Source organism: Rhodococcus sp. 05-2255-1e, assembly GCF_002259025.1.
GTDB classification, from domain to species: domain Bacteria; phylum Actinomycetota; class Actinomycetes; order Mycobacteriales; family Mycobacteriaceae; genus Rhodococcoides; species Rhodococcoides fascians.
The window spans coordinates 1-16,209 of sequence record NZ_NOZE01000023.1 but is presented as its reverse complement, the minus strand read 5'-3'; the positions used below and the strand labels follow the sequence as shown (position 1 = coordinate 16,209).

At 64.4% G+C, this 16,209-nt stretch carries 14 protein-coding genes and 1 rRNA gene; 13 read left to right on the top strand and 2 right to left on the bottom strand.

Translation table 11 applies throughout. The annotated features are described in order from the left end of the window. Nucleotides 1-42: 42 nt before the first annotated feature. The 10 genes from argC to CH262_RS14695 all read left to right on the top strand — a co-directional run bounded on the left by argC (nucleotide 43) and on the right by CH262_RS14695 (nucleotide 12,017). The gene (argC, locus tag CH262_RS14740) at nucleotides 43-1,098 is read left to right on the top strand and encodes an N-acetyl-gamma-glutamyl-phosphate reductase (protein WP_032386896.1); all 1,056 of its coding nucleotides are present in this window, start codon (nucleotides 43-45) and stop codon (nucleotides 1,096-1,098) included. Next, on the top strand, nucleotides 1,095-2,333 hold the full coding sequence (gene argJ / locus CH262_RS14735) for a bifunctional glutamate N-acetyltransferase/amino-acid acetyltransferase ArgJ (RefSeq protein WP_052057175.1): 1,239 nt from the start codon (nucleotides 1,095-1,097) through the stop codon (nucleotides 2,331-2,333). Before argC ends, argJ begins: the two co-directional genes overlap by 4 nt. Beyond that, nucleotides 2,330-3,244 carry an acetylglutamate kinase gene (argB, locus tag CH262_RS14730; RefSeq protein ID WP_027497235.1) on the top strand — a complete coding sequence of 305 codons (915 nt, stop codon included), beginning with the start codon at nucleotides 2,330-2,332 and terminating at the stop codon, nucleotides 3,242-3,244. The genes argJ and argB overlap by 4 nt, the downstream gene beginning before the upstream one ends. Then, nucleotides 3,241-4,446: an acetylornithine transaminase gene (locus tag CH262_RS14725; protein WP_094717872.1), complete on the top strand. Its 1,206-nt coding sequence runs from the start codon at nucleotides 3,241-3,243 to the stop codon at nucleotides 4,444-4,446. The genes argB and CH262_RS14725 overlap by 4 nt, the downstream gene beginning before the upstream one ends. Then, nucleotides 4,443-5,378: an ornithine carbamoyltransferase gene (gene argF / locus CH262_RS14720; protein ID WP_032365513.1), complete on the top strand. Its 936-nt coding sequence runs from the start codon at nucleotides 4,443-4,445 to the stop codon at nucleotides 5,376-5,378. The genes CH262_RS14725 and argF overlap by 4 nt, the downstream gene beginning before the upstream one ends. Then, the gene (locus CH262_RS14715; protein ID WP_032365512.1) at nucleotides 5,375-5,890 is read left to right on the top strand and encodes an arginine repressor; all 516 of its coding nucleotides are present in this window, start codon (nucleotides 5,375-5,377) and stop codon (nucleotides 5,888-5,890) included. The genes argF and CH262_RS14715 overlap by 4 nt, the downstream gene beginning before the upstream one ends. A gap of 52 nt (nucleotides 5,891-5,942) precedes the next feature. Then, nucleotides 5,943-7,142: an argininosuccinate synthase gene (locus tag CH262_RS14710; protein WP_032370344.1), complete on the top strand. Its 1,200-nt coding sequence runs from the start codon at nucleotides 5,943-5,945 to the stop codon at nucleotides 7,140-7,142. After that, entirely contained in the window at nucleotides 7,139-8,587 is a 1,449-nt protein-coding gene (gene argH / locus CH262_RS14705; protein ID WP_027497230.1) for an argininosuccinate lyase, read from the top strand. Before CH262_RS14710 ends, argH begins: the two co-directional genes overlap by 4 nt. Before the next feature lie 101 nt (nucleotides 8,588-8,688). Beyond that, complete coding sequence (locus CH262_RS14700; RefSeq protein WP_027497229.1) at nucleotides 8,689-11,706, top strand: AMP-binding protein; 3,018 nt, start codon at nucleotides 8,689-8,691, stop codon at nucleotides 11,704-11,706. A 104-nt stretch (nucleotides 11,707-11,810) separates the two neighbouring features. Continuing rightward, nucleotides 11,811-12,017 carry a Trm112 family protein gene (locus CH262_RS14695; protein WP_094717871.1) on the top strand — a complete coding sequence of 69 codons (207 nt, stop codon included), beginning with the start codon at nucleotides 11,811-11,813 and terminating at the stop codon, nucleotides 12,015-12,017. A gap of 10 nt (nucleotides 12,018-12,027) precedes the next feature. On the opposite strand, the gene CH262_RS14690 is transcribed toward CH262_RS14695, so the two are convergent. After that, the gene (locus tag CH262_RS14690; protein WP_094717870.1) at nucleotides 12,028-12,783 is read right to left on the bottom strand and encodes an ABC transporter permease; all 756 of its coding nucleotides are present in this window, start codon (nucleotides 12,781-12,783) and stop codon (nucleotides 12,028-12,030) included. After that, complete coding sequence (locus tag CH262_RS14685; RefSeq protein ID WP_094718006.1) at nucleotides 12,780-13,511, bottom strand: ABC transporter ATP-binding protein; 732 nt, start codon at nucleotides 13,509-13,511, stop codon at nucleotides 12,780-12,782. The genes CH262_RS14690 and CH262_RS14685 overlap by 4 nt, the downstream gene beginning before the upstream one ends. Nucleotides 13,512-13,584: 73 nt before the next feature. Here CH262_RS14685 and CH262_RS14680 point away from each other — a divergent pair, with 73 nt between their 5' ends. From CH262_RS14680 to CH262_RS14670, 3 genes are all read left to right on the top strand, one after another. Next, nucleotides 13,585-14,238, top strand: a complete 654-nt coding sequence (locus CH262_RS14680; protein WP_094717869.1) for a DNA-3-methyladenine glycosylase — start codon at nucleotides 13,585-13,587, stop codon at nucleotides 14,236-14,238. 38 nt (nucleotides 14,239-14,276) lie between these two features. Beyond that, nucleotides 14,277-15,551 (top strand): tyrosine--tRNA ligase, encoded by a 1,275-nt coding sequence (gene tyrS, locus CH262_RS14675; RefSeq protein ID WP_094717868.1) that lies wholly within the window; start codon nucleotides 14,277-14,279, stop codon nucleotides 15,549-15,551. A gap of 563 nt (nucleotides 15,552-16,114) precedes the next feature. After that, a 16S ribosomal RNA gene (locus tag CH262_RS14670) occupies nucleotides 16,115-16,209 on the top strand; the annotation flags it as partial.

The following is a 16,209-nucleotide window of genomic DNA, read 5'->3' as shown; positions in this document are numbered from 1 at the left end:
CCGCCGATGAATGAGCTTGCATGATGCTGCATAATAAACCGCATGACTATTTCGGAGGCAACGCCGAAGCGCATCGCGGTGGCGGGTGCCAGTGGCTACGCCGGTGGTGAGATCCTTCGCCTGCTGCTCGGCCACCCAGCTGTTCGCGACGGCTCGTTGGTCATCGGAGCGCTGACTGCGGGTGGCAATGCAGGCGCGACACTGGGTGAGTTCCATCCCCACCTGTTGCCGCTTGCCGACCGTGTGCTCGGCCCCACGACGGTCGACGAACTTGCCGGACACGACGTGATTTTCCTCGGGTTGCCGCACGGTAAATCCGCCGAACTCGCGCTCCAGTTGCCCGAATCCGTGGTGATCATCGACTGCGGTGCCGATTTCCGCCTCAACGACTCGGCAGCCTGGGAGAAGTACTACAATTCCCCGCATGCGGGGACTTGGCCGTACGGGCTCCCGGAGCTACCGGGGCACCGCGAGCTCCTGGTCGGGGCCACGCGTATCGCCGTGCCCGGGTGCTATCCGACGGTGTCGAGCCTAGCCCTGGCCCCGGCAGTTGCCGCCGGAATCATCGAGCCACGGGTCAACATCGTTGCGGTCACCGGCACGTCCGGTGCGGGCCGGGCACCCAAGGCCGACCTGCTGGGCTCCGAGGTGATGGGCTCGGTTCGCGCATACGCGGTAGCAGGCGCGCACCGGCACACTCCCGAGATCGTGCAGAACCTGTCGGCTGTGGCCGGTACCGACGTGTCGGTGTCGTTCACTCCGGTACTCGCGCCGATGCCGCGTGGCATTCTGGCCACCTGTACGGCCGTGACCACCGCTACCGAGGCTCAGGCCGTCGAGGTGTACGAGAAGGCCTATGCCGCAGAGCCTTTCGTTCATGTTCTTCCGGCCGGGCGGCTGCCGCAGACCGGTTCGGTCATCGGATCGAACGCCGTGCAGATGAGTGTGTCCGTCGATGCAGACGCCGGCTTGCTGGTGGTCATCGCGGCCATCGACAACCTGGCCAAGGGAACAGCCGGTGCAGCAGTGCAATCGATGAATCTGGCGTTGGGAATCAACGAGACCGACGGTCTCTCTACCGTAGGAGTTGCTCCATGACCGGCCTGAAGAGCGAGACGGATACGGTCGCCTCGATCGCGGGGAAGCTCGTGCGTTCCCAGGGCGTGACGTCTCCCGCCGGATTCCGTGCGGCCGGGATTCCCGCGGGTATCAAGGCAAGTGGCAGGTCCGATCTGGCTCTGGTGTTCAACGAGGGCCCGGACTTCACGGCAGCGGGCGTCTTCACCCGCAACAAGGTCAAGGCCGCGCCGGTGCTGTGGTCGCAGCAGGTGCTCACCACCGGTCGGCTTCGCGCGGTGGTGTTGAACTCGGGCGGTGCCAACGCTTGTACCGGTGCACCCGGTTTCCAGGACGCGCATCGGACGGCCGAGGAGGTCGCGTCCGTGTTGAGCAACTGGGGTTCGGAAACAGGGGCCATCGAGGTTGCCGTGTGCTCGACAGGTCTCATCGGCGATCGGTTGCCGATGGACAAGCTGTTGCCGGGGGTGACCGAGGTGGTGCACGAACTGGCCGGCGGTATCTCCGGTGGCACCGATGCCGCTTACGCGATCATGACCACCGATACCGTTCCGAAGCAGGCCGCGATTCATCACGCAGACAAGTGGAATGTCGGTGGCATGGCCAAGGGCGCGGGCATGCTCGCACCCTCGCTGGCCACGATGCTCAGTGTCATCACCACCGACGCCGTCGCGACCACGGAGCAGCTCGACACCGCGCTTCGTGCGGCCACCCGGTTGTCCTACGACCGACTCGACGTCGACGGCGCATCCTCCACGAACGACACGGTACTGCTGCTCTCCTCCGGGGCGAGCGGTGTGAGCCCGTCGCAGGAGGACCTCGACGCTGCTGTTCTGGCGGTATGCGACGACCTCGCCGATCAGATGATGGCCGATGCCGAGGGCGTCACGAAGCGAGTGAAGATCACCGTCTCCGGTGCAGTATCCGAGGACGAGGCTCTCGTCGGTGCGAGGACGGTCGCCAGGGACAGTCTCACCAAGACGGCCCTGTTCGGTTCCGACCCCAACTGGGGCCGTGTACTCGCGGCGATCGGTATTGCTCCGATCGAACTCGATCCGGATCGGATTGCTGTGTCGTTCAACGGCAATCCGGTGTGCATCGACGGCGTCGGCGCTCCGGGTGCGCGCGAGGTCGACTTGTCCGGAGTCGATATCGCCGTGACCATCGACCTCGGACTCGGGTCCGGTACGGCCACGATCAGAACGACGGATCTTTCCCACGCCTACGTCGAAGAGAACTCGGCGTACTCGTCATGACTGCTGCTGCAACGCAATTGACGGCAGCGCAGAAGGCGTTCACGCTCGCCGAGGCACTGCCCTGGCTCCAGCGCTTCTCGGGCAAGATCGTCGTGGTGAAGTACGGCGGGAACGCCATGATCGACGACGATCTCAAACGAGCGTTCGCCGCCGACATGGTGTTTCTACGCACCGTCGGCATTCACCCCGTCGTCGTGCACGGCGGAGGCCCGCAGATTTCGGCCATGCTCACCCGGCTGGGCCTGACGGGTGAGTTCCGCGGCGGATTCCGGGTCACCACACCGGAAGTCATGGACATCGTTCGGATGGTGCTGTTCGGGCAGGTCGGCCGTGAACTCGTCGGCTTGATCAACAGTCACGGGCCGTATGCCGTCGGAATCTCGGGGGAGGACGCGCACCTGTTCACCGCGACGCGTCGTTCGGTCCTGGTCGACGGCGTCGATACCGATATCGGTCTGGTGGGCGACGTCACCTCGGTAGATCCGAAGGCGATCTTCGATCTGATTGCCGCAGGCCGCATTCCGGTGGTCTCCACCATCGCACCCGACAGTGACGGCGTGGTGCACAACATCAACGCCGATACCGCTGCTGCTGCTCTCGCCAGTGCGATCGGGGCAGAGAAGTTGGTCGTGCTCACCGATGTCGAGGGTCTCTACACGGCGTGGCCCGATCGCAGTTCCCTGACCTCTCGAATCGACGCGTCGGAACTCGACGCATTGCTGCCCACGCTCGATGCGGGAATGGTTCCGAAGATGGAAGCGTGCCTGCGGGCCGTTCGTGCCGGTGTGCCGTCGGCGCACGTCATCGACGGTCGCGTCGAACATTCGGTTCTGGTGGAGCTGTTCACCGGAGAGGGGATCGGCACCATGGTCACCCCCGATCACTCGTCTACGTCAGGAGTCACGTCATGACCGGCACGCAGTCCACGGTCGATCTACAGCAGCGGTGGTCCACGTCGCTGATGGACAACTACGGTGTGCCGCGCGTAGCGCTCGTCCGAGGCGAAGGCGCTGTGGTGACCGACGCCGACGGCAAGCAGTACCTCGACCTGCTGGCCGGTATCGCCGTCAATATCCTGGGCCACGCTCATCCTGCGGTGATCGAGGCGGTCACTGCTCAGCTCTCCACTCTGGGTCATACGTCGAATCTGTATGCGACGGAACCGGGTATCGAACTGGCCGAGCAATTGCTCGCACATCTGGGTGCGGGTGCGACGGGACGAGTGTTCTTCTGCAACTCGGGTACCGAGGCCAACGAGGCGGCGTTCAAGATCGCGCGTCTGACCGGTCGTCCCCACATCATTGCCGCCGAGAAGGCCTTTCACGGACGGACGATGGGTGCACTGGCGCTCACCGGACAAGCCGACAAGCGAATTCCGTTCGAACCCATGCCTGCCGGTGTCCAGCACGTGCCCTACGGAGACATCGCCGCGCTCGAGGCAGCCGTCGATTCCGACACCGCCGCAGTGTTTCTCGAACCCATCATGGGGGAGGGCGGCGTGGTCGTTCCTCCCGACGGGTATCTCGTTGCCGCACGTGAGATCACGGCGAAGCACGGCGCGCTGTTGGTCCTCGACGAGGTGCAGACCGGTATCGGCCGCACGGGCTGGTTCTACGCCCACCAGTCGGTCGGCATCGTGCCCGACGTGATCACCTTGGCCAAAGGACTGGGCGGGGGTCTGCCCATCGGAGCCTGCATCGGTATCGGGGCGGCGGGGGAGTTGTTGCATCCGGGCAAGCACGGCACCACCTTCGGCGGCAACCCGATCTGCGCCGCTGCTGCGTTGGCTGTGTTGCGGACCATTGCCGCCGACGACCTCGTTTCGCACGCCGACAGTCTCGGCAAGACCATCGCTCATTCCATCGAGGCTCTCGAACACCCTCTCGTCAGCCATGTTCGGGGCTCCGGGCTTCTGCTCGGAGTGGTGCTCACGGCCGCAGTTGCGCCTGCGGCCGAGGCGGCGGCCCGTGACGCAGGCTTCCTGATCAATGCAGCGCAACCAGACGTATTGCGGCTCGCACCGCCGCTGATCATCACCGAAGAGCAGGCCGCGTCGTTCGTCTCGGCACTACCGGCAATTCTCGACGCAGCACAGGAGGCACACCAGCCATGACCGTTCAGCACTTCCTTCGCGACGACGACATCACCCCGCAGCAGCAGGGAGAAATCCTGGCGCTCGCGGCCGAGATCAAGCGGGCTCCGTTCTCCAAGCGGCCGCTCGAGGGGCCGAAGGGCGTCGGTGTGATCTTCGAGAAGAATTCCACCAGAACTCGGTTCTCGTTCGAGTTGGGCATTGCGCAGTTGGGCGGCCACGCCGTTGTGGTCACCGGAAGCGACACTCAACTGGGACGCGAGGAGACTCTGCAGGACACCGGCCGCGTGCTGTCCCGCTACGTCGAGGCGGTCGTCTGGCGTACGTTCGGCCAGAAGCGACTGGAGCAGATGGCAACGGGTGCAACGATTCCCATCGTCAATGCGCTGTCCAACGAATTCCATCCCTGCCAGGTCCTCGCCGATCTGCAGACGCTGATCGAGCACAAGGGAAACCTGACCGGGAGGACGCTGGCGTACTTCGGCGACGGTGCCAACAACATGGCACATTCGCTTCTCATCGGCGGAGTGACCGCGGGACTCGATGTCAGGATCGCCGCTCCGAAGGAATTCGCACCACTCGGTTACGTCCTCGATGCCGCACGTGCGCGCGCCGAGGAGACCGGAGCGTCCATCACGGTGACCGAAGACCCCGACGAGGCCGCCGACGGTGCCGACGCTCTCGTCACCGATACCTGGACATCGATGGGTCAGGAGAACGACGGACTCGATCGAGTCGCTCCGTTCCGGCCCTACCGCATCGACTCCGAGCTGCTGTCGAAGGCGAAATCCGATGCGGTCGTGCTGCATTGCCTTCCTGCCCACCGCGGCGAGGAAATCACCGACGAGGTGCTCGACGGTCCGCACAGTGTCGTCTGGGACGAGGCCGAGAACCGTCTGCACGCGCAGAAAGCACTGCTGGTCTGGCTCCTCGAGCAGGCTCGGCGACCGTGAGTGACGACGTCACTGCGGTTCCGCTGACCGCGTCGACCCGCGCGGGCAGACAGGCGCGGATCATCGCGTTGCTGGCCACGCATCAGGTGCGCAGTCAACCGCAGCTGGCGTCGTTGCTCGCCGCCGAGGGGATCGACACCACCCAGGCGACGCTGTCGCGTGACCTCGAAGAGTTGGGTGCGGTGAAGTTGCGCGCTCCCGACGGCGGCGTCGGGGTGTACGTGGTCCCCGAGGACGGCAGCCCGGTGCGCGGGGTGTCGGGCGGAACCGACCGTCTCCTGCGGCTGTTGGGGGAGCTGTTGGTGTCCACCGATCACAGCGGAAACCAGGCAGTTCTGCGGACACCGCCCGGAGCTGCGCATTACCTGGCCAGCGCCCTCGATCGTGCTGCATTGCCGGAAGTCGTGGGAACGATCGCCGGGGACGACACGATCCTGCTCATCGCCCGTGAACCGACCACCGGCGGCGAGATCGCCGACAAGATAGAAAAGCTCGCTCGACGCGGAAACTGAGATCCGGTCACTCCGCACTGCACCACACGAACCACGAAGGAGCGTCATCACCATGGCCGAACGCGTCATCCTCGCCTACTCCGGCGGACTCGACACCTCTGTCGCCATCAGCTGGATCGGACGGGAGACCGGCAAGGAGGTCGTCGCTGTTGCCATCGACCTCGGCCAGGGCGGTGAGGACATGAATGTCGTCCGCCAGCGCGCATTGGACTGCGGCGCAGTCGAATCGGTCGTCGTCGACGCCAGGGACGAGTTCGCCGACGAGTACTGCCTGCCGACGGTGCAATCCAACGCGCTGTACATGGATCGGTATCCGTTGGTTTCGGCCATCAGCCGCCCGCTGATCGTCAAGCATCTGGTGGAGAACGCACGTGCGCACGGCGGAACCGTTGTCGCCCACGGATGCACGGGCAAGGGCAACGATCAGGTCCGGTTCGAGGTCGGTTTCAACACGCTCGCTCCGGAGCTCGAAGTGCTGGCACCGGTACGCGATTACGCGTGGACCCGGGAGAAGGCGATCGCGTTCGCCGAGGAGAACGACATTCCGATCAACGTCACCACCAAGTCACCGTTCTCCATCGACCAGAACGTGTGGGGACGAGCAGTGGAGACCGGCTTCCTGGAAGATCTGTGGAACGCGCCGACGAAGGATGTGTACGACTACACCGAGGATCCGACGGTCAACTTCCAGGCACCCGACGAACTGATCCTCACGTTCGACAAGGGTCGCCCGGTCGCCATCGACGGCCGTCCGGTGTCGGTGCTCGGTGCGATCCAAGAACTCAACACCCGTGCGGGCGCTCAGGGTGTCGGCCGATTGGACGTCGTCGAGGATCGGCTCGTCGGCATCAAGAGCCGTGAAATCTACGAGGCTCCCGGTGCGATGGTCCTGATCCGTGCGCACGAAGAACTCGAGCACGTGACCCTCGAGCGCGAACTCGGCCGCTACAAGCGTCATACCGACCAGAAGTGGGCCGAGCTGGTCTACGACGGCCTGTGGTACTCGCCGCTCAAGGGTGCACTCGACACGTTCGTTCAGCACACGCAGGAACACGTCTCGGGCGACATCCGCTTGGTGCTGCACGCGGGCGGAATCATCGTCAACGGCCGTCGCAGCGGGGAGTCGTTGTACGACTTCAACCTCGCTACCTACGACGAGGGCGACACGTTCGACCAGTCGGCGGCCAAGGGATTCGTGCAGCTGCACGGGCTCTCCTCCAAGATCGCAGCGAAGCGGGACCTGGGCCTGTGACCACTTCGAGCAACGCACACGGAACCAACGAAGGCTCGCTGTGGGGCGGGCGCTTCGCCTCCGGCCCGGCGGCTGCCATGGCTGCCCTGAGCAAATCGACACACTTCGACTGGGTTCTCGCGCCCTACGACATCCGTGCGTCCATGGCGCACGCTCGGGTTCTGAACGGTGCCGGACTGCTGACCCCGCAGGACCTCGAGACCATGCTCGACGGTTTGCAGCGCTTGGCCGACGACGTGGCGTCCGGTGAGTTCGTCGCGGCCGAGTCGGACGAGGACGTGCACGGCGCCCTCGAACGCGGTTTGATCGACCGGGTCGGACCCGAGGTGGGTGGTCGCCTGCGCGCCGGCCGCTCACGCAACGATCAGGTCGCGACCCTGTTCCGGATGTGGTTGCGCGACGCCGTCCGTCGGGTGGCGGTCGGTGTTCTCGACGTCGTGGACGCATTGGCAACTCAGGCTGCGGCTCACCCCACCGCGGTCATGCCCGGCAAGACTCATTCACAGGCGGCGCAGCCGGTGTTGTTGGCGCATCATCTGCTCGCACATACCCATCCGCTGCTGCGTGATGTCCAGCGGTTCGCGGATTTCGACAGGCGAGCGGCGGTGTCGCCCTACGGTTCCGGCGCTCTGGCCGGCTCCTCGCTCGGTCTGAGCCCCGAGAAGATCGCCGCCGAACTCGGGTTCGATTCGTCCGCCGAGAACTCGATCGACGCCACGTCCTCGCGTGATTTCGCGGCGGAAGCCGCGTTCGTATTGGCGATGACGGCGGTGGACCTGTCTCGGTTCGCCGAGGAGGTCATCTCGTGGAGCACACCCGAATACGGTTACGTGACTCTTGCAGATGCATGGTCGACGGGCAGTTCGATCATGCCGCAGAAGAAGAATCCCGACGTCGCGGAGTTGACTCGTGGCAAGACGGGCCGCCTGATCGGAAATCTGACCGGCCTGTTGGCCACCCTCAAGGCACAACCCTTGGCGTACAACCGGGATCTTCAGGAAGACAAGGAGCCGGTCTTCGATTCGGTGGCTCAGCTGGAGTTGCTGCTCCCGGCACTCACCGGTTTGACGGCGACATTGGAGTTCCACACCGATCGCATGGCCGAACTCGCGCCGGCCGGGTTCACGCTCGCCACCGACATCGCCGAATGGATGGTGCGGCAAGGGATTGCGTTCCGGGTAGCGCACGAGGCAGCGGGAGCCTGCGTGCGCGCGGCGGAAGCGCGGGGCGTCGGGCTGGTGGATCTGACCGACGACGAGCTCGCGTCGATCGATCCGGCGCTCACTCCGGCGGTGCGCGAGGTGCTCACCGTGGAGGGTTCCATTTCCTCGCGTGATGCTCGCGGCGGCACCGCGGCGGTTCAGGTGGCGCACCAGCTCGGTGGTGTGCGGGCGACTGCGTCGACGTTGCGCGCGTGGGCCGAGGTGCCGGTGTTGCGGCACTAGTCGACATCCTCGCCGTATTCCACGAGTGTGATGTGAGAAGCTTTCGTCACGCGAAGACCGATGTCGGTCGTTCCGTCGGGGCCGAACGCAGGAGTGTATTTGTGGGACTGAATGCAGACGCGGTACGTGGTCCACTGCGGCGTGCTATCGCAACGGCCCAGAACGGCCTCGAGGTCATCCGGCTGGGTGGTCTCGAGACCGAGGTCGATCCGTCGCCTTTCCGGGTGATGGACCGCGAGCCGATGTATCGGTTGCGGCGTTACTTCCCCGACGACGTTCCCGTGGACAGTCCTCCGGTGGTGCTGATTCCGCCGATGATGGTCTCCGCGGACGTGTACGACGTCACCACCGATCAAGGTGCGGCCGGAATTCTGCACGGCATGGGCATGGACCCGTGGGTGGTCGATTTCGGTTCGCCCGATACCGAAGAGGGCGGATGGAGCCGTACTCTGGCCGATCACGTCGTCGCCATCAGCGAGGTCGTGGACAAAGTGCACGAGCACACCGGCCGCGACGTTCACCTCGGAGGGTATTCGCAGGGCGGCATGTTCTGCTACCAGGCTGCCGCCTATCGAGGTGGACGAAACCTGGCCAGCCTCATCACGTTCGGGGCTCCGGTGGACACCTTGGCCGGCTTGCCGCTGGGTATCCCGGCCGGTGTCGCCACTCGGGGCGCGGAGTTTCTCGCCGACCACGTATTCACGCGCTTGGCCGTGTCGGGGTGGATGGCGCGGACAGGATTTCAGCTGCTCGACCCGGCGAAGACCGTGCGGTCTCGTTTGGATTTCCTGCGACAGTTGCACGACCGGGAAGCACTGTTGCCTCGGGAGCCGCAGCGCCGCTTCCTGGCGATGGACGGCTGGGTGGCGTGGTCCGGGCCCGCCGTGGCCGAGTTGCTCAAGCAGTTCGTCGTGCACAACCGCATGATGACCGGCGGTTTCGTCATCAAGGACAGGTTGTTGACGCTTGCCGAGTTGACGGTGCCGGTCTTGGCGTTCGTCGGCGAGGTGGACGACATCGGACAGCCGTTGGCGGTGCGCGGAATCCGGCGTGCCGCACCGCGTGCTCAGGTATTCGAAACGACTTTGCGTGCAGGACATTTCGGTCTCGTGGTGGGTAGCACCGCAGCTGCGCAGACATGGCCGACCACCGGAAACTGGATTCGGTGGCGCGAGAACCTCGGACCGAAGCCCGAGGCCGTGCGCGTCATGGAACACGAAGAGCACTCGGACAGCGACAGCGGAGTGTCGATCACCAACAGGCTGATTCATACCGCTGCCTCCATCGCCGAAGTGGGAGTAGGTGTAGGACGCGGACTGGCCTCGGCCGCGACCGGTGCCGTGCGCGGCACTCGTGAGATCTCGACCGAGGCCGTGCGCACTCTTCCGCGGCTGGCACGGCTGGGGCAGATGCAGCCGCACAGTCGGGTCTCGTTGGGCCGCTTGATCGCTGAGCAGGGCAGAAAGTCCCCGCTCGGCGAGTGCTTCCTCTTCGACGACCGAGTGCACACCTACGACGCCGTCAACGTGCGTATCGACAACGTGGTTCGAGGTCTGATCAGTGTCGGTGTACGGCCGGCATCGCGCATCGGTGTGCTGATGGAGACCAGGCCGAGTGCTCTCGCCGCCATCGCAGCTCTCTCGCGCATCGGCGCTGTTCCGGTGTTGCTGCAGCCGGGTAGCGACCTCACTGCCGCGTTACGCACCGTGGACGTCGACACCGTGATCGCCGATCCGGAAAATGCCGCGGCGGCGGTTCCGGTCGCGCCCAACGTACTGGTGCTCGGCGGCGGCGAGACGCGGCGGCTCGATGTTCCGGACGGCTACGAAGTGATCGACCTCGAAGCCATCGACCCCGACGCCGTCCGGCTACCGGCCTGGTTCGAGCCGGATCCCGGTCGCGCTCGCGAACTGGCGATGATTCTGTTCACCACCACCGACCGTGGTCTCGAACCGCGATACATCACCAACCATCGCTGGGCACTGTCCGCATTCGGTACCGCGACGACGGCCGCTCTCGGTCCCGGCGATACCGTGTATTGCCTTGCACCGCTCCATCATTCGGCGGGCATACTCGTGACCATCGGCGGCGCGCTTGCCGGCGGATCGAGGATCGCGCTCTCCCGTGGTCTCGATCCCGAGCGCTTCAGGGAAGAGGTGTACCGCTACGGCGTCACTGTCGTCAGCTACACCTGGACGATGATGCAGCAGATCGTCGACGACGGGCGCTTCCCGGTCGACACCGGTCACCCGGTTCGGCTGTTCATCGGCTCCGGTATGCCGGTGGGATTGTGGCGTCGCACCCTGGCGAAGTTCACCCCGGCGCGAGTGCTCGAGTTCTATGCCTCCACCGAGAACGACGTCATTCTGGCCAATGTCGCCGGGACGAAGATCGGCTCGAAGGGACGCCCTCTGCCCGGCAGTGCGCGAGTGGCTCTGGCGGCGTACGACCCGATCACCGGCCGACTCGAAGAGGACGACGACGGATTCGTGCGGCAGTGCCGCGACGACGAGATCGGGCTGCTCCTGGGCCGCCCGAGCGGTGACGGTGAAGCGACCAGCCATGTCATGCGTGGGGTCTTCGAGCCCACCGACGCGTGGATACCCACCGAGAATCTGTTCCGGCGTGATTCGGACGGCGATTACTGGCTCATCGATCGTAAGGACACCGTGGTTCGCTCGGCGCGGGGTCCGGTGTACACCCAGCCGATCGTCGACGCCGTCGGCGATCTCGACCAGGTCGGTTCGGCCGTGGTCTACGGGGTTCGTGTTGCCGTCGACGGGCCACGGTCGATCCGCATGGAAGCGTCGGCCACCGAGGTTGCCGTGTGTGCTGTCTCCCTGCAGCCGGAAGCGGTGATCACCGCTCGCGCTCTCACCGATGCCCTGGGAGTCCTGCTTCCGGACGAGCGCCCGGCGATCGTCCACGTTGTGTCCGACATCCCGGTCGGTCGCGCCTATCGACCCAACGCGTCTGCATTGAAACAGGCAGGAATTCCTACTCCGAGCGCACGATCGTGGTACTACGATCCGGAGTCGAACAGCTACCGACGACTGACGAAAGCTGTTGTGGCAGAACGCTTCGTGGGACGTCAGGCCACCGCCGAGAAGTCTTCCTGACATGAAAGAACGGCCGGCGGCCCCGACGACGGAAACAATCGGCGTTCGGTAGCGTGAACGAAGACCATCACTCCGACTCGGTCGGAGCAGACAGAAGGACACCTGTGGCAATCGACTCGACACTGCTCTCCATCCTCGCGTGCCCTGTGGACAAGGGCCCGCTCCTGCTCGTCGAGGACGAACTGCTCTACAACCCGCGACTGCGTCGCGCATATCTGATAGAGAACGGCATTCCGGTGTTGCTCGCCGACGATGCGCGCGATGTCGACGACGCCGAGCACGAGTCGATTCTGGCGCGCGCCACGTCCTAGACCACCTCGTTCATGGTGTCCGCCGACGCAATGTCGCTGCCGCACCGGTCAGCGCTGCCACGGTGAACATCACGACCACGGCGATGTCGGCCCCCATGCGCTTGGTTGCATCGGGGTGGACGGATATCTCTTGCAGGGCGTCCACCAGGTAGCTCAGCGGCAGAAGGTTGCTGACTGCACCGAGCCAACTCGGCATCTGATCGCGGGCCACCAGGAGCCCGCAGAGGAAGAGCTGCGGGATCACGACGACCGGCATGAACTGGACCGCTTGAAATTCGGTACGTGCGAAAGCGCTGCACAACAGCCCGATCGCCACACCGAGCATCGCTCCGAGTACCGCGATCACCAGAACCCACCCGATCGAGCCTTCGATGTCGAGCCCGAGCAATCCGAATGCGAGTGCACACGCGAGCAGCGCCTGCCCTACAGCGGCGAGCGAGAACGCCGAGCCGTAACTCGCGAGCAGGTCCATCTTGGACATCGGTGTGGTCAGCAGGCGTTCGAGTGTTCCCGTGCTGCGTTCACGCTGCATCGAGATCGACGTGAGCAGAAACATGACGACGAACGGCAGAATGCCGAGCATCGTGATCGCAATTCGATCGAACGACGATTGTTGGTTCGGGGGAGCTGGGACGTCTCGGTACAGGAAATACAGCAGCACCATCAGTAGAGACGGCACGAGCAGGACCATGGCCACCGATCGGTGATCGGCTCTGAGCTGGCGCAGGATTCGACCGGTACCCGCGACGTAGATTCGTGCGTTCACGATGTCTGTTCCGTGGATCTGATGAGCGAGAGGAATGCGCGGTCGAGGTTCGTTTCCTTCGTCCGCGCCAGTAGCGCTTCGGGGCTCGATCGGTCCAGGACAGCACCGTCGCGCATCAGTACGAGCTGGCTGCAGTGTTCTGCCTCCTCCATCACGTGGCTCGAGACCAGCACTGTCGTACCTGCCGCTGCGATTGCGGCGAATCGTGACCACAGTTCCGAGCGAAGGACGGGATCCAACCCGACCGTCGGCTCGTCGAGGACGATGAGTTCGGGTTCGGCGACCAGCGCGCTGGCCAGGGAGACCCGGCTCAGTTGGCCACCGGAGAGCTCACCCGCCCGCGACGCCGCATGGTCGGTGAGTCCGACAGCCTCGATGGCGGACGCCACCTCGGAGTGGCGGCGACCGTACAGCGACCCGAAGTACTGCACGTTCTCGCGAACGGTGAGGTCTCGGTACACGCTCGGTGCCTGCGTCACGTACCCGACAGTGCGGCGCAGGGAGGCGGAGCCGGCTGGGCATCCGAGCACTGTCACGGTTCCGCCGGCAACGATCTGCGTGCCGACGATGGCGCGCATCAGCGTGGTCTTTCCGCAGCCCGATGGGCCGAGAAGGCCGGTGATGGCAGCCCGCGGAATCGTCAGGGACAGATTGTGCAGCACCGTTCGGTTGCCGCGGCGAACCGTCAACCCCGTGATCTCGACGGCATGTTGCCCGGCGAACGCCATGTCGGCCTCCAGACTCTCATCGATCGGTGCAGTCATAGCCCCGTCGATGCCTCGAGGTCAAGGGTTCAGCATCATGGGACGGGTGAACGCTGCTGACTTGGAAATCGGAGAGCCGGACGACGCAGCCCGACGTATCCTCGGGGCCACCGTCCATGCAGGCGCGGTGTCGGTGCGCATCGTGGAAGTCGAGGCATACGGCGGTCCGATCGACGGTCCGTGGCCCGATCCCGCTGCGCATTCTTTCCGTGGTCCGACACCCCGAAATGCCGTGATGTTCGGTCCGGCGGGTCGGCTGTACGTCTACCTGAGTTACGGCATGCACTTGTGCATGAACGTCAGTTGCGGGCCGGACGGGACGGCCGCTGCCGTCCTGCTTCGAGCCGGTCAGGTAGTTGCAGGTCACGACCTCGTCGACGGCAGGCGCGGTGGCGGAAAGTTGCGGACGGCGCGGGTCGAGGCCGGGTGGGCTCGAGGGCCCGGCAATCTCGGACGAGCACTCGGAGTGGGACTCGCCGACAACGGGACCGATCTGTTCGACGCGTCGTCACCGATCACCCTCGAGCTGCCCGAACATCCGCTGGGCGACGAGGCGGTGAAAGTCGGTCCACGCGTGGGTGTGAGCGTGGCAGTAGACAGACCGTGGCGTTTCTGGCTACCGGCCTCGCCTGCAGTGTCGAACTACCGGCGCAGTCCCCGGGCTCCCCAGCCCGGCTTGCGTGAGGGCTGAACGAGGCGGCGGCAAGTGCATGCGGGAAGATCGACGTCGTGAGCGAGAACATCATCGACGAATTGACCTGGCGCGGACTGATCGCGCAGTCCACCGACGTGGAAGCACTGAAGAAGGCCACCTCGGACGGGCCGATCACGTTGTACTCCGGTTTCGACCCGACCGGACCCTCGCTCCACGCCGGCCACCTCGTTCCGCTGCTCGCCTTGAAGCGGTTTCAGCGGGCCGGGCATCGGCCGATCATTCTGGCGGGTGGCGCAACCGGACTGATCGGTGATCCTCGCGATGTGGGGGAGCGGACCATGAATTCCCGTGAGGTGGTCACCGAGTGGGCGTCGCGTATCCGGGGGCAGCTCGAACGGTTCGTAGACCTGGACGACGGCCCTACCGGTGGCGTGGTGGTGAACAACCTGTCCTGGACAGGGGAGCTATCCACCATTGACTTCCTCCGAGACGTCGGCAAACACTTCTCGATCAACGTCATGCTCGCGCGGGAGACGGTCAAGACTCGGCTCGAGGGCGACGGCATGTCGTACACCGAGTTCAGCTACATGCTGTTGCAGGCCAACGACTACGTCCAGCTGCGCCGGGAGTACGGCTGCAGTCTGCAGATCGGTGGCTCGGATCAGTGGGGCAACATCATCGCCGGCGTGGAACTGAACCGTCGGCAGGACGCCGAACAGGTTCACGCGCTGACCGTTCCCCTGGTCACGTCGTCGGACGGCAAGAAGTTCGGTAAGTCCACCGGTGGTGGCAGTCTCTGGTTGGACCCCGAGATGACCAGCCCATACGCCTGGTACCAGTACTTCGTGAACACCGGTGACGCCGATGTGGTCAAGTACCTGCGCTGGTTCACCTTCCTGTCCCAGGACGAACTGGCCGAATTGGAGACAGCAACCGAGGAGCGACCGCACGCGCGAGAAGCTCAGAAGCGACTGGCAGCAGAGATGACGACTCTGGTTCACGGCGAAGAGGCGACTCGCTCGGTCGAACTCGCCAGCCAAGCACTGTTCGGGCGGGCCGAGCTCACCGACCTCGACGAGAGCACTCTGGCAGCGGCGTTGCACGAGGCATCTGTGGCCGACATCGAGGTGGGTGCTCCGAACACGATCGTCGACCTCCTTGTCGCGACAGGGTTGAGCGAGAGCAAGGGTGCTGCGCGCCGGGCGGTCAAAGAGGGCGGGGCAGCGGTGAACAACGTCAAGATCGCCGACGAGAACTGGACACCGTCGAGCGACGACCTCTTGCACGGACAATGGTTGGTGGTCCGGCGCGGGAAGCGGAACTTTGCGGGAGTACGCGTGGCTCGCTGAATCCAGGATCGGCCAGTGGCCGGAGTCACATTGATGTAATTTGGTTTGGACATCCGCTCGAGGGGCAATCCATCGAGCGCGACCAGGCTGTTCACACCGATTGTGTCCGAACGACCTGGGGATTTGACGCGTTGTTATCCGGGGCGTAACTTTGTCCAAGTCAGAGCGACACGGACGCCAGCCCAGACCGCAAGGCCTGAGCGAAGCGGACGCGCTCTACACAATCTGGTTCGGACACTACTTCGGTTGCGTCTTAACCGCGGATCGAAGGCCAGTTTGACTGAGCCTGAACATCCGATCTAAGCTGGAACGGTTGCCCCGGACACCGACGAGATCATCTCGGACGTGAATGGTGTGTGCGTGTTCTTTGAGAACTCAACAGTGTGTCGATGAATGTCAGTGCCGAATTTTATTTGGTGAAAGCATTCGATGTATCAGCTGCCCGCTTGTGGTGGTTGTTGTCGGGTGTTGTTTTAAAATGCTAGTTGAGTTTTTTTGCTAGTGATTTGACTTGATGTCTTTGACTGATTCACGGTCTTTCGGGACTGTTGTTTCGCAGGTCTTTTACGGAGAGTTTGATCCTGGCTCAGGACGAACGCTGGCGGCGTGCTTAACACATGCAAGTCGAGCGGTAAGGCCTTTCGGGGTACACGAGCGG

Coding starts and splice junctions, on each gene's coding strand:
- argC (WP_032386896.1), top strand. CDS start 43: ATGACTATTTCGGAGGCAACGCCGAAGCGCATCGCGGTGGCGGGTGCC.
- argJ (WP_052057175.1), top strand. CDS start 1,095: ATGACCGGCCTGAAGAGCGAGACGGATACGGTCGCCTCGATCGCGGGG.
- argB (WP_027497235.1), top strand. CDS start 2,330: ATGACTGCTGCTGCAACGCAATTGACGGCAGCGCAGAAGGCGTTCACG.
- CH262_RS14725 (WP_094717872.1), top strand. CDS start 3,241: ATGACCGGCACGCAGTCCACGGTCGATCTACAGCAGCGGTGGTCCACG.
- argF (WP_032365513.1), top strand. CDS start 4,443: ATGACCGTTCAGCACTTCCTTCGCGACGACGACATCACCCCGCAGCAG.
- CH262_RS14710 (WP_032370344.1), top strand. CDS start 5,943: ATGGCCGAACGCGTCATCCTCGCCTACTCCGGCGGACTCGACACCTCT.
- CH262_RS14685 (WP_094718006.1), bottom strand. CDS start 13,511: ATGGCGTTCGCCGGGCAACATGCCGTCGAGATCACGGGGTTGACGGTT.
- CH262_RS14680 (WP_094717869.1), top strand. CDS start 13,585: ATGGGACGGGTGAACGCTGCTGACTTGGAAATCGGAGAGCCGGACGAC.